General features: G+C 37.1%; 14 protein-coding genes and 2 other annotated features. Of the genes, 10 read left to right on the forward strand and 4 right to left on the reverse strand.

What is annotated here, in order from left to right; genetic code table 11:
* Positions 1 to 1,083 carry a type III polyketide synthase gene (locus tag VK91_RS15700; protein WP_048394109.1) on the reverse strand — a complete coding sequence of 361 codons (1,083 nt, stop codon included), beginning with the start codon at positions 1,081 to 1,083 and terminating at the stop codon, positions 1 to 3.
* Between the two features lie 392 nt (positions 1,084 to 1,475).
* On the opposite strand from VK91_RS15700, the gene rsgA reads away from it, so the two are divergent.
* The 4 genes from rsgA to metG all read left to right on the forward strand — a co-directional run bounded on the left by rsgA (position 1,476) and on the right by metG (position 5,691).
* Positions 1,476 to 2,546, forward strand: coding sequence for a ribosome small subunit-dependent GTPase A (rsgA, locus tag VK91_RS15705; RefSeq protein ID WP_048394110.1), 1,071 nt, complete (start codon positions 1,476 to 1,478; stop codon positions 2,544 to 2,546).
* 17 nt (positions 2,547 to 2,563) lie between these two features.
* Complete coding sequence (fosM, locus tag VK91_RS15710; protein ID WP_048394111.1) at positions 2,564 to 2,989, forward strand: FosM family fosfomycin resistance protein; 426 nt, start codon at positions 2,564 to 2,566, stop codon at positions 2,987 to 2,989.
* Positions 2,990 to 3,004: 15 nt separating this feature from the next.
* Positions 3,005 to 3,652, forward strand: coding sequence for an HAD hydrolase-like protein (locus VK91_RS15715; RefSeq protein ID WP_048394113.1), 648 nt, complete (start codon positions 3,005 to 3,007; stop codon positions 3,650 to 3,652).
* A gap of 86 nt (positions 3,653 to 3,738) precedes the next feature.
* Positions 3,739 to 3,999, forward strand: a binding site (T-box leader).
* Positions 4,000 to 4,056: 57 nt separating this feature from the next.
* Positions 4,057 to 5,691 carry a methionine--tRNA ligase gene (gene metG / locus VK91_RS15720; protein WP_048394115.1) on the forward strand — a complete coding sequence of 545 codons (1,635 nt, stop codon included), beginning with the start codon at positions 4,057 to 4,059 and terminating at the stop codon, positions 5,689 to 5,691.
* A gap of 50 nt (positions 5,692 to 5,741) precedes the next feature.
* Here the strand turns inward: metG and VK91_RS15725 are convergent, their stop codons facing one another.
* Together VK91_RS15725 and VK91_RS15730 are read right to left on the reverse strand one after the other, a co-directional pair.
* Positions 5,742 to 7,313 carry a 2-isopropylmalate synthase gene (locus VK91_RS15725; RefSeq protein ID WP_036079516.1) on the reverse strand — a complete coding sequence of 524 codons (1,572 nt, stop codon included), beginning with the start codon at positions 7,311 to 7,313 and terminating at the stop codon, positions 5,742 to 5,744.
* A 91-nt stretch (positions 7,314 to 7,404) separates the two neighbouring features.
* Positions 7,405 to 7,643: a binding site (T-box leader), on the reverse strand.
* 262 nt (positions 7,644 to 7,905) lie between these two features.
* On the reverse strand, positions 7,906 to 9,600 hold the full coding sequence (locus tag VK91_RS15730) for a methyl-accepting chemotaxis protein (protein WP_048394117.1): 1,695 nt from the start codon (positions 9,598 to 9,600) through the stop codon (positions 7,906 to 7,908).
* 311 nt (positions 9,601 to 9,911) lie between these two features.
* Between VK91_RS15730 and VK91_RS15735 the strand changes: the two genes are divergently transcribed.
* The 4 genes from VK91_RS15735 (at position 9,912) to VK91_RS15750 (ending at position 13,470) form a co-directional block, all read left to right on the forward strand.
* Positions 9,912 to 10,406 (forward strand): DUF1648 domain-containing protein, encoded by a 495-nt coding sequence (locus tag VK91_RS15735; protein WP_048394119.1) that lies wholly within the window; start codon positions 9,912 to 9,914, stop codon positions 10,404 to 10,406.
* A gap of 225 nt (positions 10,407 to 10,631) precedes the next feature.
* The gene (locus tag VK91_RS15740) at positions 10,632 to 11,222 is read left to right on the forward strand and encodes an RNA polymerase sigma factor (protein ID WP_048394121.1); all 591 of its coding nucleotides are present in this window, start codon (positions 10,632 to 10,634) and stop codon (positions 11,220 to 11,222) included.
* Positions 11,194 to 12,312 (forward strand): DUF4179 domain-containing protein, encoded by a 1,119-nt coding sequence (locus tag VK91_RS15745; protein ID WP_048394123.1) that lies wholly within the window; start codon positions 11,194 to 11,196, stop codon positions 12,310 to 12,312. Before VK91_RS15740 ends, VK91_RS15745 begins: the two co-directional genes overlap by 29 nt.
* Positions 12,313 to 12,489: 177 nt before the next feature.
* A complete protein-coding gene (locus tag VK91_RS15750; RefSeq protein ID WP_048394125.1) occupies positions 12,490 to 13,470 on the forward strand; it encodes a GNAT family N-acetyltransferase in 981 nt (326 codons plus the stop codon).
* Between the two features lie 49 nt (positions 13,471 to 13,519).
* Here VK91_RS15750 and VK91_RS15755 read toward each other — a convergent pair whose 3' ends face one another.
* Positions 13,520 to 13,957, reverse strand: a complete 438-nt coding sequence (locus tag VK91_RS15755) for an Rrf2 family transcriptional regulator (RefSeq protein WP_048394127.1) — start codon at positions 13,955 to 13,957, stop codon at positions 13,520 to 13,522.
* 190 nt (positions 13,958 to 14,147) lie between these two features.
* Between VK91_RS15755 and hmpA the strand changes: the two genes are divergently transcribed.
* Both hmpA and VK91_RS15765 read left to right on the forward strand, forming a co-directional pair.
* Positions 14,148 to 15,314 carry an NO-inducible flavohemoprotein gene (gene hmpA, locus VK91_RS15760; protein ID WP_048394129.1) on the forward strand — a complete coding sequence of 389 codons (1,167 nt, stop codon included), beginning with the start codon at positions 14,148 to 14,150 and terminating at the stop codon, positions 15,312 to 15,314.
* A gap of 220 nt (positions 15,315 to 15,534) precedes the next feature.
* Entirely contained in the window at positions 15,535 to 15,795 is a 261-nt protein-coding gene (locus VK91_RS15765; RefSeq protein ID WP_048394130.1) for a metal-sensitive transcriptional regulator, read from the forward strand.
* The last annotated feature ends 31 nt before the right edge of the window (positions 15,796 to 15,826 follow it).

Below are 15,826 nucleotides of genomic sequence, written 5' to 3' on the forward strand. Positions count from 1 at the left end.
TTACTCCCTCCAGTTTAATAATACAGCTTCTGCACAAAAACCAGGGCCAAGAGCTACGAGCAAGCCTGTATCCTCCACTTGTCCTTCATTTAACATAAACTGCTCTAATACGTATAGCACTGTCGGTGATGACATATTACCATGTCGTCTCAATATTTCCCGAGAAATGTCGGTTTTTTGGGGAGATAGATAAAGTGTATCTTCGTAAGCTTTTAATACCTTTTTTCCTCCAGGATGCGCAATAAAATGAGTCAATTGTTCGCTGTACAGTCCTTGTTCCATTAAAAATTGCTCAATGAAAGGTCCGAGCCAATTGGTAATAATAGAAGGAATACTTTTTTGGAAAACGACATGAAGCCCGATGTTCTTCACATCCCAACCCATTACATTTTCCGAATCTGGCATCCATTTAGAACCTGTAGCTAGAATATTAGGGGTTGGCCTTTTTGTTGTGATAGCTGCTTCATCCCCACCAACAAGTATGCATGCTGCACCATCGGCAAAAAGAGAAGCACCAATTAAATTACTTTTAGAAAAATCATTTGGCTGAAAAGTGAGGCTACATAACTCGACACAAACGACAAGTACCTTTGCATGTGGATGGGCTTTACAAAAATCATAGGCTCTGCTTATACCAGCGGCTCCTCCTGCACAACCAAGACCCCATAGAGGAATGCGTTTAAGTCGATCTGAAAAGGGAAGCTTGTTCATAACACGTGCGTCAATGCTAGGTGTTGAAATTCCTGTACTGCTAACAAAAATGATGGCATCGATGTCCTCAGTAGGAATAGGTGAGGATAAAAAATCTGTATTAGCTAAACATGCTTGAATGACACTTACACTGTAGTGTGTAGCTAACTCAATATATAAATTATTACGTTCTTCAAAGGAGTGATTCGTACGATGCCATTCAGCTGGCACACAAAAATGGCGTGTGTCGATGCCACCATTTTCAAAAACCTTTAAGTAGCGCTCTAGTTTTGGAATTTTTGCATAAAAAAGCTCTTTCGTTAGTTCCTCTGCGTTATCTTGCTGTAATGTGTAAGGTGGTTGATATGTGCTAATTGAAATGATTTTAGGCAATCCAACATCTCCTCGCATTTAATGGTTTTGTTCATTGTATGCGTGGATGATTGGAATAAATGCTTATAATATTGTAATTGACAATTTCTGAAAATTTAGCTATATTGATAACAACTAAATGGAAAGTAGGTGATGTGACATGATGAATAGATCTGTAATTAGCGAACTGCAATTCGGTTTGTTCAATTTCACACGCCTAAAATATACAAAGTGACGCCGTGCCATAACTCGGGGTATTTGTGTATCTTTTAAACGTGCCTGTGAAACCTTGTAACTGCCGAATTGCAGCTACAAGGTTTTTTATTGTAGTTCCAAAAGGTGAATTGCGATAGGGCCTCTTGCGGATGACAACTATTTTCGCTGAGGCATCATACGTTTAGGAGGAAAATAAATTGAATTTAACAACATTAGGTTTTACAACATATTTTGAAGAGCAAATGATAGAAATGAAAAAACAGGCTAAATTAAAAAATTGTGTGCCTGCAAGGGTTACTTTAGAGCATAAGCATTCTTATCGGGTGTTAGCTGAAGAGGGAGAATGGCTTGCGACAATTGCTGGTCATTATGCGTATACCTCTTTAGCTCGGGAGGACTATCCAGCAGTTGGTGATTGGGTGCTAGTGGAGAAAATGCCTGGTGAGGAACGAGCAATTATTCATCAGCTATTCCAACGAAAATCTGTATTTTCACGTAAAGTTGCAGGAACGGAAATTCAAGAACAGATTGTCGCATCAAATGTCGATATTGTGTTACTTGTTATGAGCTTGAACGCAGATTTTAATATTCGACGTTTGGAGAGATATTTAGTGGCTGCTTGGGATTCAGGTGCAAAGCCCATTATTGTCCTGACAAAAGCTGATTTATGCGAGGATGTTTCGAGCTTAGTACAAGAAGTGGAGTCTGTAGCCTTTGGTGTGGATATCTTCGTAACGAGTGCTCTATCGGGCGAAGGTCTAAAGGAAATTCAGAAGCTATTCACAGAGGGGGTCACGGGGGCACTATTGGGGTCTTCAGGAGCAGGGAAGTCCACATTAACAAATGCTTTATGTGGTGAGATACTGATGAAAGTAGCGGGTATACGTGAGGATGATGCCAAGGGACGACATACAACAACCCATCGAGAGCTAGTAGTATTGCCTGCTGGTGGCTGTCTAATTGATACGCCAGGGATGCGTGAGCTTCAACTGTGGGATCAAGGGGATAGTTTAGCTTCTAGCTTTCAAGATATTGAGGAACTAGCGACAGCTTGTCGTTATCGTGATTGTACACATCAAAAAGAGCCTTATTGTGCTGTGCAGCAAGCTATTGTAGATGGGGACTTGGACCAATATCGTCTACAAAGCTATTTTAAGCTGCAAAGAGAATTGGCTTATATGGAGCGCAAAACAAATACGCAAGCAAAACTTGAGGAGCAACGCAAGTGGAAGCAAATAGCCAAGGGAATGAAAAAGGGGAAGAAATAATCAATAGGAGCACAGCCATGACAATTCAAAACATCAATCATTTATTGTTTTCAGTTTCTAATTTAGAGGAATCCATCACATTTTATGAAAAAGTATTCGATGCCAAGTTGCTAGTAAAGGGGAACAGCACAGCCTATTTTGATGTAAATGGGCTGTGGCTAGCTCTGAATGTAGAAAAGGATATACCCCGTAATGACATCCATCATTCCTATACACACATTGCTTTCACAATCGCTGAGGATGACTTTGATAAGGTGTATGACAGATTGGTGCAGCTAAAGGTCAATATTTTAGCAGGTCGGCAAAGAGATGAAAAGGATAAAAAATCAATTTACTTTACAGATCCTGATGGTCATAAATTTGAATTTCATACAGGAACTTTGCAGGATCGTTTGGATTATTATAAGCAAGAAAAGCAGCATATGGTGTTTTTGGATAACTAATTAAGGAGCGATTTTATGAATAAAGCGTTTATTTTTGATATGGACGGAACATTATTTCAAACCAATCTTATTTTAGAGCCTGCGCTCGATGCAACATTTGATGTGCTGCGGACAAACGGCTTGTGGCAGGGAGAAACACCTATAGAAAAATATAGAGAAATAATGGGGGTTCCTTTACCTGTTGTGTGGGAAACATTATGTCCTATGCATGCTTTAGAGATACGAGAAGAGAGCAATGTATTATTCCATGTAAAGCTGATTGAGCAAATACGTGGATATAAAGGTGCTTTGTATCCAAACGCTGAACAAACCCTTGCAACATTGTCAGAGAATTATCCGTTATACATAGCGAGTAATGGACAGGTTGACTATTTACAAGCAATCGTCGAAACCTATCAGTTGGAGCGTTTTATAAAGGGAATCTATAGCATTCAAGCAATTGCAAGTGGGCATAAATCGGATCTGGTCAAAAGAGTTGTAGATGAAAATAAAATTGATTATGGAGCAGTGGTAGGAGATCGTTCTTCGGATATCCAAGCTGCACAGGACAATCAATTACTATCAATAGGTGTTCGCTTTGACTTTGCACAAGATAAGGAGTTAGAAAAAGCACATATAGTAATTGATGATTTAACTGATTTGCTAAAGGTTACATTAGATTAACTCGAGAAAATGAATCAAAAAAAGACGCTTTTACAACAATCATTGCATTTCCTCACAAGAAGGCGTAAAATAATGCCAATCCTATAGAAAAAGCATTGAGAAGGAAAAGTAAATTGGATTAGCATTTTATAGAGAGCCTCTGTTGGTGGAAATGAGGTAAATGAACCCTTTTGAAAATGACCTTTGAGCTTCGTACCGAAAGCTTTTTAGCCAGTAGATTACGACGAGATGGGCACTCGTTACAACAGCAGCAGTATCTCTTTTTTGAGTGAAGACGTACTGATAGAGGCAAATAGTGTGAGCTATTTGTAAATATAGGTGGTAACACGGGTATACTCGTCCTAATCAGATTTGATTAGGGCGATTTTTTTTTACCATTTTTTCTGTGAGGGGAGCAATTTAGAATGACGATTGTTATTGGAGGCGCTTGGCCGTATGCAAATGGCTCTTTGCATTTAGGGCATGTTGCCGCATTATTACCAGGTGATATTTTGGCTAGATATTACCGACAAAAAGGCGAGCAGGTTTTATATGTATCAGGCAGTGATTGTAATGGTACACCCATTTCTATACGGGCCGCACAAGAGAATACAACGACAGAGGCTATAGCTAATCACTATCATGATGAGTTTACAAGATGCTTTCATGATTTAGGATTTACCTATGATTTGTACACAAGAACGGATGCGGAGCACCACCATGAATCCGTTAAGGCCCTTTTCTTACAGCTACTGGCTAATAATTTCTTATACAAAAAGAAAATTGAACAGGCTTACTGTGAGACGGATAATCAATTTCTACCAGATCGATTTGTCGAAGGTCTTTGTCCAAATTGTGGAGCGAAAGCAAGGGGAGATCAATGTGATAACTGCTCAGAAATTTTAGACCCATTGGACTTAATTGATAAGCGCTGCAAAATTTGTGGGAACGAACCTGTTATTCGGGAAACTGAGCACTTTTATTTTACCTTTAGTCAATTTCAAGGAAGGTTGGAGTCTTATTTAGCACAAGCAAAAGTCGAGAAACGTTGGCGTGACAATGCTTTAGGGTTAACGGAGCGATACTTGGCAGAGGGAGTTCCCGACCGAGCAGTAACAAGAGATTTACCGAATGGCATAGATGTTCCAGTGCCAGGTTTTGAAGGGAAAAAAATATATGTATGGATTGAAGCTGTAGCAGGGTACTTAACAGCAAGCTTAGAATGGGCAAAAGAACATCAAATAGCTATTGAAGATTTATGGAATGAAGAGACCATTTCATACTATGTACATGGGAAGGATAATATTCCATTCCATACAGTTATTTGGCCAGCCATTTTAATGGGAATTGGATCCAAGGCATTACCTACCCATATAGTATCTAATGAGTATTTAACATTAGAAAAACGCAAATTATCTACTAGTCAGAATTGGGCTGTATGGGTTCCTTATATTTTAAGCCGTTATGATGCGGACTCTATTCGTTACTTCTTAACGATGAATGCGCCAGAAAATCGGGATACTGATTTTTCATGGCGGGAATTTATTTATAGCCATAATGGCGAACTACTCGGAGCCTATGGCAATTTTGTAAACCGTACATTGAAGTTTATTGAGAAATCATTTGCTTGTCAGGTGCCACAAGCGGAGGTGGATAGCGACATTCGAAAACAAACCGTACAATTGTTTAATGAAGCGGGTGTTCTTATCGAAGGTGGTCATTTCAAACAGGCGTTAGAATCGATTTTTGAGTATATTCGCGGTGCTAATCGTTATTTTGATGAACAACAGCCATGGCTACAGGTAAAAGAAAACGTAGAGGCAGGTAATCGTACATTAGCAACTTGCGTCTATATCATTGCGAATTTAGGACAGCTGCTGCATCCTTTCTTACCGTTTTCAGCAAAGAAAGTAAGAAATATGTTAGGTATAAATGAAATGATGTGGCATGAGCAAGTAGATCTCCCTAAAGTCATTCGAGAGGTGACACCATTATTTGAACGTCTTGATATCGAACGAATCGATGAGGAATATCAAAAACTAGTTAGGGATAGTCACTAGGATTGAAAAAGCAGTATGGCACAAGTGCCATACTGCTTTGCTATTTTCATTTAATTCATAACAGGTGTTAATTTTGTCACTACAATGCTATTGATCGCATTAATATAGGCTAATGCACTTGCCTTAAGAATATCTGTATCTGCTGCTTTTGCAATATACTTTTCGCCTTCATGCTCAATCGTAATTTTTACTTTACCTAAAGCCTCTTTGCCTCGTGAAACACTATTGATATTATATTCCACTAGTTTTACATCCATATTTGTAATTTCTGCAATGGCTGAATAGAGGGCATCAATTGGACCAGAGCCTACTGCACTAGCTTTAAATACTTCGCCGCCTTTTCGAACCTTAACACTTGCTGAAGGGAAGCTTGTATTGCTGACGACTTGTAGATCATCAAAATCAAAGAATTGCTCACTATAATGTGTAGCATTTTTATTATTGGCATCATGTTTTTCATAATAGCTTTCAACAATAACATATAAATCGTGATCATATACTTCTTTCTTCGCATCGGCTAGCTTTAAGAATCCTTCGAAAATACCTTCAAATTCCTCTGTTGAAAGATTAGTAAATCCTAATTTTTCAAGAGCATTTTTCACTGCATGGCGACCAGAGCGAGCTGTTAGTACTAGCTCCATATCATCAAGACCTACATCCTCAGGATGGACGATTTCATAAGCATCACGCGATTTTAACAAACCATCTTGGTGAATACCAGAAGAATGGGCAAATGCATTATCTCCTGTAATGGCTTTATTGACCTGTACATCTAAGCCCATAAAGCTAGAAACAAGACGTGAAGTATTCATAATTTCTTTTGTATTAATACGGGTTTCTGCATTGTAGACGGAGCTACGAGTTTTAAGTGCCATGACAACTTCTTCTAATGCAGCATTACCTGCGCGTTCACCGATACCATTGATTGTACACTCTACCTTATCTGCACCATTTTTAATTGCAGCTAGCGTATTAGCCGTTGCCATGCCAAGATCATTGTGACAATGAACGCTTAAAAGAACGCTATCATCTAAGTTTTTCATACGGTCATTTAATTTAAAAATCATTTCTCCAAATTCCTCTGGCTCTGCAAAGCCAACCGTATCAGGAACGTTAATCATCGTTGCGCCAGCTCTCATAACAGCTTCAATTGTTTTCCAAAGATATTCAAAGTCAGAACGAGAGGCATCCTCTGTGGAATATTGAACTTGCGGCAATAATGTTTTAGCGTATTTCACAGCATCCACGCCTATTTGTAAAATTTGATCTTTTGACTTGCTGAATTTTTTCTCCACATGAATATCAGAGGTTCCTAGTACCATGTGAATCATCGGGTTTTGAGCATACTTCACAGCATTATAGACAGCATCAATGTCAGCCTTTACAGCACGTGCTAATGCTGTAATCATAATGTCGTTTGTATTGCCAACCTTTTCAGCTACAGCTTTGACGGCATCAAAATCACCTTGAGAGGAAGCGGGGAATCCAGCCTCAATAATATCGACACCTAATTTTTTCAGCTGCTGAGCGATCTCTACTTTTTCATAAAGATTTAGCTTTGCTCCAGGCACCTGTTCGCCATCACGTAAAGTTGTATCAAACACCCAAATTTTTCTTCCCATTTTCAAACACTCCTTTTTAGTGATTAGTATCTAAAATCTACACTTAGGCCAATAAGTCATTAAAAAAATAAAAAACCCGTCTCTATTTAAAAATAGAGACGAGTTTATGCTCGCGGTACCACTCTAATTGACCTTCTCTTTATAGAAAAAATCCCCTTATCGACAGCTATCACTGTCTATCCTGTTAACGGGGGAAACCGACATCCCTTACTAAAAAGTTCAGGGAGTAGCTCATGGACGAGTTCAAAATGTGTGCCTACCGATTTACACCAACCATCGGCTCTCTACAAGTACACAAACACTTTTACTATTTCCAATCTTGGCCTGCAATGTGTTGTTGAAAGCAATATTACTTGGATATTAACTGCCTGTCAATAATATTCTAAAAATTTATTTAATTCTGTCTTAAGTAATGTCTATTTTATTAAAAATTTGATATTTGGTGAAGTGTAAAATAAAGTAGTGAAGAATGTATTTACTGGGAGAAAATGGTGAGTAGGGTTAGCATACGATAGGTAGAATGATCATGATATTTTTCTTCGTATGAAGAAACTGCTCGTTTTCTTTAAACCTAAAGAAAACGAGCAGTTTTTTATTCTACCTTAAAACGAGAGACTTGCGTGTGAAGTTCTTCTGCCATATTTGAAAGTGTTGCTGCTGAAGCAGCTACTTCTTCGATAGTAGCTAATTGTTCCTCGGAAGCAGAAGCAACATTTTGTAAATTAGATGAGGACATCTGTGCAATAGTTGCAATTTCATCAAAGGAAGCATAGATTTGCTCTGCACTAGAGGACATCTCCTCTGACACTGTCGTTGCTTCTTGGATTTGCATGGATACTTGCTCAATCAGCTCAACAATCTTAGAGAAACCTTCTTCTGCTACCTTCACTACTTGCATACCAATTTGAACCTCTTGAGTTCCCGTATCCATCACCGTTACAGCACGGTTTGTATCCTGCTGTATTTCAGAAATCAAGGTAGCGATTTGCTCAGCGGATTTTTTTGATTGCTCTGCTAGCTTTTTCACTTCATCTGCTACGACTGCAAAGCCGCGTCCATGATCGCCTGCACGAGCCGCTTCAATTGCAGCATTAAGTGCTAATAAGTTTGTTTGTTCTGCAATATCAGTAATAATGCCAATGATATTGCCAATTTCAATGGAATGCCCGTCTAGATTTTTAACAACACTTGCTGACTCTAAAACAGCCGTGTTGATTGTTGTCATCTGAGAGATAACACGATGTAAAGAATCATTCCCTTTCTTAGCCTCTGAATTTGTTTCGATTGCCAGTTCAGAAACAGCCGCAGTAGTAGAAGCTAATTGTTGTATACCTTTTGTCATGTTTTTCATTGCTTCTGAGCTTTCAGTTGCGTTTTTCCCTTGAGCCTCTGAGCCACTAGCAACCTCTTGAATAGAAGAAGTGATTTGTTCTGTAGCCTGTATAGTTTGCTCTGCACTAGCTGTTAACTCAGCAGCAGAGCCACTTACTTGTACAGTGTTTTGGCGCACTTTCGTAATTAAATCCTTTAAATTTGTAGCCATTTGATTAAACGCAAGCGCTAGATCACCTACTTCATCACGATTCTTTATACGAATTTGTTCAGCTGTTAAGTCACCCTCAGCTATTTTTTTCGCAGCTTTAGCCATACCGTTAATTGGACGAGACATTAGACTACCAACAACCATAGCAATTATCAGACTTATGACAACAGCAAAGACTCCAAGAAGCATCATTTGGAGCTTGATGTCTTGAATTTGATTGGATGTAGCAGCCATTTTACCTTCTACATATTCATTTTGATAATTAGAAAGGTTTTCAACACGTTCATCGAATTGTTTAATAATTAAGCGTCCTTGAGTACTATCCAATTTTTCGTACTTCTCTGTTTCTCCAGCAGCTTTTAACTCAAACATACGATCTGCAAATTCTTGCACATTTTGCTCACTTTTATTAATAGCTTCAAGCATCTTAATTGATTTTTCTGAATCTAAAGTAGCCATTAATTCTTCAGATTTTTGTTTGAATTCCTCGCGTGAGGCTTGATTACTTTGAAAGTTTTGTTTGTCTCCAAGTAGTAAGTAGCCTCGCATGCTGACAATTTCCTGTTTTGCAATCACCCGTAATTCCTGAATACTTATAGATTTAGTAGTTTGTTCCTCCAATAATGTACGATAGGTCTTATTTACAGAATCAAGCTGTTTTATATTTAAGCCGATTGTTGTAACGAGTACCAAAATAACTATAAAAAAACCGAGTAATAATTTCTTGTAGATAGTAAATCGCATAGTTGAAATATCCTTTCTCAGTAATTAGTAGAAATGTTACAAAATAATGAAATATGTATATATATCATTTATATCAGATTATATGAATTTTACAAAGTATTATGAGTATTTCTACAGTAATTAGTAGTTTGAAAATGGGTATAAATTATATATGAAGTAATAAAAAAAGTAGATTTTATCGCTATAATGCTACTAATAATAGGGATAATTAATGGTGCATGTTGAATATTAAGTCAATTTTCATAAATTTTGAAACTTTAATAGTAGTCATAACGTAGATGTAGTAAAGGAAAAGAACAGGGGTGGAGAAAATGTATAGGCCAATTTTAAAGTTACCTAAAACAAGATCAGAAAAGATATGGGACTATATTGGTGGTAGTATATTTATTTTATCCATCTTTTATATTATATTGGCATGGGGTAAGTTGCCTGATGAAATACCTGGTCATTTTAATGGATTAGGTGAGGTGGATCGTTGGGGATCAAAAATAGAATTATTCATTCTTCCGTTCATCGGTTTATTTTTATGGATTGTTATGTGGCTGCTAGAAAAAGCACCTCATATGCATAATTATCCGTCACGTTTGGATGAAAGTAATGTAAAAGCATTTTATTTGAATAGCAGAAAAATACTAAATCAAGTAAAAAATATCTGTCTCATTTTATTTGCTTTTATATCGATTCAGATGGTTCGTATTGGTCTTGGTGAGGTAAATTCATTAGGATGGTGGTTCCTACCCATTGTATTGATAGGAGTATTTATCCCAATTATTAAAGGGTTTATAACAAGCTACAAAATAAAATAGTGAGACTCAAACGCTTAGGTTACCCTTAAGCGTTTTATTTTTGTGAAAAATTTTTATAGTGTGTCACAAATGGCTGTTGATTTCAGTTATATAGGCGAAGAAGGGAAGATATAAAAGATTTCTCCAAGTAACTCGATGACATTCAATAATATTTTTAAGATTTTTTATCTAGTGTCACAAACTTCTAATAATTTCAGTTATATAGATTGGAGAGGGGGGACAACATTGACTACACGAGAACCATCAAAAGAGCGAGCTGATATAGATATTCAATCAATCGTGGAGCAAGTTCAATCAGGGGACACGCATGACTATGCAGAAATCATTCGTTGTTTTCAAAAGCAAATTTATATTTATTGTTACTATATGCTAGGAACCAAAGAGGAGGCGGAGGATGCTTCGCAAGATATTTTTATTAAAGGACTAGAGAATATTCATAAATTTTCTTATACGGTTTCCTTATCGGCGTGGCTTTATAAAATCGCTCACCACCATTGTATTGATGTCATAAAAGCAAAAAATAGGGGCTATAAATTTTGGCTAAGTGTGAAGCGAGAACAGGTGAAGCAGACGCAAGCACCGATACCTGAATATGATGAGATGGTGCATAGGCTACTGGAAAACTTACATGTAGATGAAAAAAGGATTTTACTGCTTCGTTCTATTGAAGAATATAGCTTTGAAGAGATTTCTGAAATTATGGATATGAAACCAGCTACAATAAGAAAAAAATATGAACGATTACGCAAAAAATTAATAAAGGAAAATAAGTTAGGAGGTGGATTTTATGAGCATTCATTCAAAGCAGAAGGATAAAGAAATGGCACGAATAGAGCTGCTAATTCGAGAAACACCTGTAGAAATTGATTTGGTTGATCGTGTAATTAGTAAATATGAACGTAACGAGCAGCCACAAGTAGTAAAGCACCAGAAGAAATGGCATTATAAAGTTGCTTTTGCAACAGCCATGCTAGTTAGCTTACTATTTATTACATCATTTATTTCACCAACAATGGCTGCAACGCTTAAACAAGTGCCTGTACTATCCTCAATTTTCCGTCTCGCTGGTGATTTGGGGTTGCAGATGGCTGATGAAAAAGGACTTTCTACAAAACCAAAGGTAAGTGTGACACAGGAGGGGTTTACATTAAGTGTATCGGAAGTAGCTTATGACGGTACACGTGTTTCAATTGCTATTGAACGCCCCTATAAAGAAGATCAGAAAGAAGCTTTAATGGATTGTATCAGTAATTATAATTTGTTTATAAATGATGAGCCTATTAATTCTTTTGCTCCGAGTGAGTCCAATTCTATTAGTCGTTTTATGTACCCTGGTAAAGATAATGCTTCTGTCATTATTGAATTTTCAGATCTGAGAAATCAGGGAGGGAAGCCTTTCCCAGAGCAATTTGATTTAACCATTCAAGCTTTTGTCAAAGGTATAGAAAACCCCATTGAAATTGATATTCCTGTGAAAAATAAAGTGAAAGACTATGTAGCTTTAGCACCAAATATAAGTCGACAATATGACAATATTCATTTGACTCTTGAAAAGGTCAAGCTAACACCAGTTACAACAAGTATCACAACACGGATGGTTTTAACTGATAATTCAACGTTCACTGATAATTTAACACTACTAACAATGGGGATAGTTATTATTGATGAGCATGGTCGTGAAATTGAAGTAATTGGAGGAAACGGTTGGAACGCTACCAATGGAAACATTCATCTTGATGATCTTCGGTACACTCCTTTTGAATCTGTTCCAAAAACAATAACCTTAAAACCCTATATCCATCTTTTCAAGGAAAACGAAAAAGGTATGTTTCAATTGGATAAAAACGGTTATCCGAAAATTCAATATATACCTGAACTAGAGATCACTATACCAGTTCAACCATAAAAATAATTGAGAAAGTGTAGTAAAAGCTCACTTTCTCAATTTTTATTTTTCTATATTTATATAAAGTAGATGGATATTCAGTTATACTAGCAAAACAAGGCTTTTGAATAATCTATAGTATATGGAGTATATATAAAGAATAAGTTTTCAATCCTAAGAAATAAAGGGGAATAGAAGATGGCAGTAACGTTAGTAAGGCATGATGTGAAGTATGCTGAGGCTATGCATGCGTTGTCTTCTATGCCACAGGTTCGAGATGCCCTAGGCTTACCTGCTGGCAAGGTAGAAGACACAATTCATTTTATTAAGCGTGAACGTATAGATGAAGAAGAAGGTAAGACCGTCCCTCGTGTGATTTTAGATGAGGAGGGGCAAGTCATTGGTGTGACATCATTAATGTTTATCGATCGTCATAAAAAGAGCTGTCATATCGGCTCTTGGCTTGGCTATCAATTTTGGGGGAAGGGCTATAATCTTGAAGCAAAAACGGCTATTTTAGATATTGCGTTTTTTGAGCTGGGATTATCACGTGTTTTTGCAGGAGCCCGAAAGGTTAATATCCGTTCACAAAAAGCACAAGAAAAGCTACCTTTTGTTCGATTAGGGGTGGAAAAAGATTATCCTGAGGAGCATTCGTGGTTAGAAGTGAAGGAAAAGCAACCATGTGTGTTAAATGTTTTTGAACGAGAAGATTATGTCCGTTATCGAACATCCCTAGAAAAGGTAGAAGGAAACCGAGAAGCCTTTTTACCTCAGCTTTTATTAGCTGATGAGAGTGAAGTGGCAGTTCGGAAATATTTAGATAAGGGTACATTATATAAAATTAATTGTGGGGAACTGTTGGTGGGAGTGGCATTAGTCATTCCTCAAACTAATACTACAATTGAATTGAAGAATATTGCTATTGTACCAAAGTATCAAGGGAAGGGAATAGGCAAAGAGATATTGCGACAGCTCACTGAAGAATGTCAAAAGGATGGTTATCAAACGGTATTAGTTGGAACGGCGAACTCAAGTATTGATAATATCGCTTTTTATCAAAAAGCAGGCTTTCGCATGGAGGCTATTGAAAAGGACTTCTTCAGTCATTACCCAGAACCAATTTATGAAAATGGTATTCGTGCATTGGATATGATTTTCTTTTCAAAGCAATTATAAGCAAACTTCTAAAAAAAATACCCGTTCAACAAATGTTGAGCGGGTATTTTTATTTACCGAGCAGTAGAGCCATTAATTTTTCCTTAGAATGAAGGAAATCGTCCAAGGTGTATTGATCTAATACTTTCAAATAGGCTTGCAAAGCTTCATACAGTACACCCTTTAATTGACATTCTGGAGCTATTTTACATAGGTTATTTTCTTTATCGAAACATTCTACAAGATGAAAATCCTCTTCTGTATGACGAACAATTTCACCGATGGTAATGGTTTTTGGATCGATAGCAAGGCGAATTCCACCGCCACGTCCACGGATTGTTTCAATGTAACCTAATAACCCGAGTTGGTGTGTCACCTTCATTAAATGGTTTTTCGATATATTATAAGCATCTGAGATCTCTTGAATAGTCGATAATTGACCATCTTCCTTTGCGCCTAAATAAATAAGTGTGCGCAAAGAGTAGTCTGTGTATAAAGTTAAGCGCATCTAAACACCCTACTTTCTATAATTCAAAATAATTATAGCATTTTTACATTGAAGTATAATATCTACAACCTATTTTTAAAGATGTATTTAAAATACATTAATTATGTCTATTTTGTTAAAGATGTATTTTATATATTGCTTTAAGAGAATGAAAGCGTTATATTGTAATCACGAAAGGATGGTAAGCGATATGTTAAAACAAGAAACAATTCAAATTATTAAAGCAACAGTACCTGTATTAGAAGTTCATGGTGTTGAAATCACAAAGACGTTTTACAAAAATATGTTTCAAGCTCATCCAGAATTACTAAATATTTTTAATCACACGAACCAAGAACAAGGCCGTCAGCAAACAGCATTAGCAAATACTGTTTACGCTGCAGCAGTTCATATTGAAAACTTAGAAGCAATTTTACCAGCAGTAATGCTTATTGCACATAAACACCGTAGTTTAGGAATTTTACCTGAACATTACCCAATTGTGGGTGAAAACTTATTAAAAGCGATTAAAGAAGTACTTGGTGATGCAGCAACTGATGACATTATTGGTGCATGGGCCGAGGCTTATGGCGTTATCGCAGATATTTTCATTCAAGTAGAAGAAGAGTTATACCAAAAAACTGAGAACAATGGTGGTTGGCGTCTATTTAAACCATTAAAAGTGGCAAAAAAAGTTGTAGAAAGTGACTTAGTAACTTCTATTTATTTTGTAAATGAAGATGGATCACCACTACCAACTTATGAACCAGGTCAATACATCTCTATTCGAGTGAAAGTGCCAGGAGAAGAGTATTTAATGAACCGTCAATATACACTTTCACAAGCGAGTGCAGAAGATGGCTATCGTATTTCGGTGAAACGTGAAAGTGATCATACGCCAAATGGTAAAGTGTCAAATTATATTCATGATCAATTACAAGTTGGAGATTTGGTAGATGTAAGTGCTCCAGCCGGATTATTTGTGTTAGAAGAAACGGCTGCACCAATTACATTTGTAAGTGGCGGTATCGGTGTAACACCTTTAAACAGTATGCTGCAATCTCTAAATCATAATGCAGTGAATGAAGTGAACTTTATCCAATGTGCTCGTAATGAGAAGGTTGTAGCGTTCAGTGATGACATTCAAAAGAAAGTAAACGTCTTACCGAATGCATCCTATACAGCTTTATACTCTGATGAAGACAAGCTTATTACAAAAGAATTGCTGGCTGAAAAAGTAGCTGATAATGCAGATGTATATATATGTGGCCCTGTAGGCTTTATGGAAGCGGTTATTAAAAATTTACAGGAAATTGGCGTGAAAGATGAAAAAATTCACTATGAATTCTTTGGGCCAGCCATGCAATTAGCTAAATAAAAAATAAACTCCCTGCTATGAGAAATAACTCGTAGCAGGGTTTTTTGTTGAAATAATAAGGAAGCAGATAGATGAGGTTAAAGCGATAGGGAGAACTTGTAACTCGCAATTGCAGCATTTTAAAAAAGATAGAAGCTTTATGTTGACAACATACCTATAGGGGTATAATATAAATCTCGTAAGGAAGTTCAATCTATCGTTTGAAAGGGGGCATAACAGAATGGCGTATGGCTCAAACACTGCAAATCGTGTGAAACGTATGGAAGGTCAAATGCGGGGTATTTTACGCATGATGGAAGAAGGTCAAAGTTGTAAAGATGTGATTACACAGCTATCTGCCGTGCGTTCTGCTGTTGACCGGACGATTGGTGTCATTGTAAGTGAAAATTTATTAGATTGTGTATCGACTGCTGAAGGCAATGCTGAAAAAATGAATGCTGCTATCCAAGAGGCGATGGACTTGGTCGTGAAAAGTCGATAACTTGATATACCCATAATCGTATAAAAAGGAG

Source organism: Lysinibacillus sp. LK3, from assembly GCF_001043675.1.
GTDB classification, from domain to species: Bacteria; Bacillota; Bacilli; order Bacillales_A; family Planococcaceae; genus Lysinibacillus; species Lysinibacillus capsici.

Coding starts and splice junctions, on each gene's coding strand:
- VK91_RS15765 (WP_048394130.1), top strand. CDS start 15,535: ATGGCGTATGGCTCAAACACTGCAAATCGTGTGAAACGTATGGAAGGT.
- VK91_RS15735 (WP_048394119.1), top strand. CDS start 9,912: ATGTATAGGCCAATTTTAAAGTTACCTAAAACAAGATCAGAAAAGATA.
- VK91_RS15745 (WP_048394123.1), top strand. CDS start 11,194: ATGAGCATTCATTCAAAGCAGAAGGATAAAGAAATGGCACGAATAGAG.
- VK91_RS15755 (WP_048394127.1), bottom strand. CDS start 13,957: ATGCGCTTAACTTTATACACAGACTACTCTTTGCGCACACTTATTTAT.
- VK91_RS15730 (WP_048394117.1), bottom strand. CDS start 9,600: ATGCGATTTACTATCTACAAGAAATTATTACTCGGTTTTTTTATAGTT.
- VK91_RS15750 (WP_048394125.1), top strand. CDS start 12,490: ATGGCAGTAACGTTAGTAAGGCATGATGTGAAGTATGCTGAGGCTATG.
- metG (WP_048394115.1), top strand. CDS start 4,057: ATGACGATTGTTATTGGAGGCGCTTGGCCGTATGCAAATGGCTCTTTG.
- hmpA (WP_048394129.1), top strand. CDS start 14,148: ATGTTAAAACAAGAAACAATTCAAATTATTAAAGCAACAGTACCTGTA.
- fosM (WP_048394111.1), top strand. CDS start 2,564: ATGACAATTCAAAACATCAATCATTTATTGTTTTCAGTTTCTAATTTA.
- VK91_RS15725 (WP_036079516.1), bottom strand. CDS start 7,313: ATGGGAAGAAAAATTTGGGTGTTTGATACAACTTTACGTGATGGCGAA.
- VK91_RS15715 (WP_048394113.1), top strand. CDS start 3,005: ATGAATAAAGCGTTTATTTTTGATATGGACGGAACATTATTTCAAACC.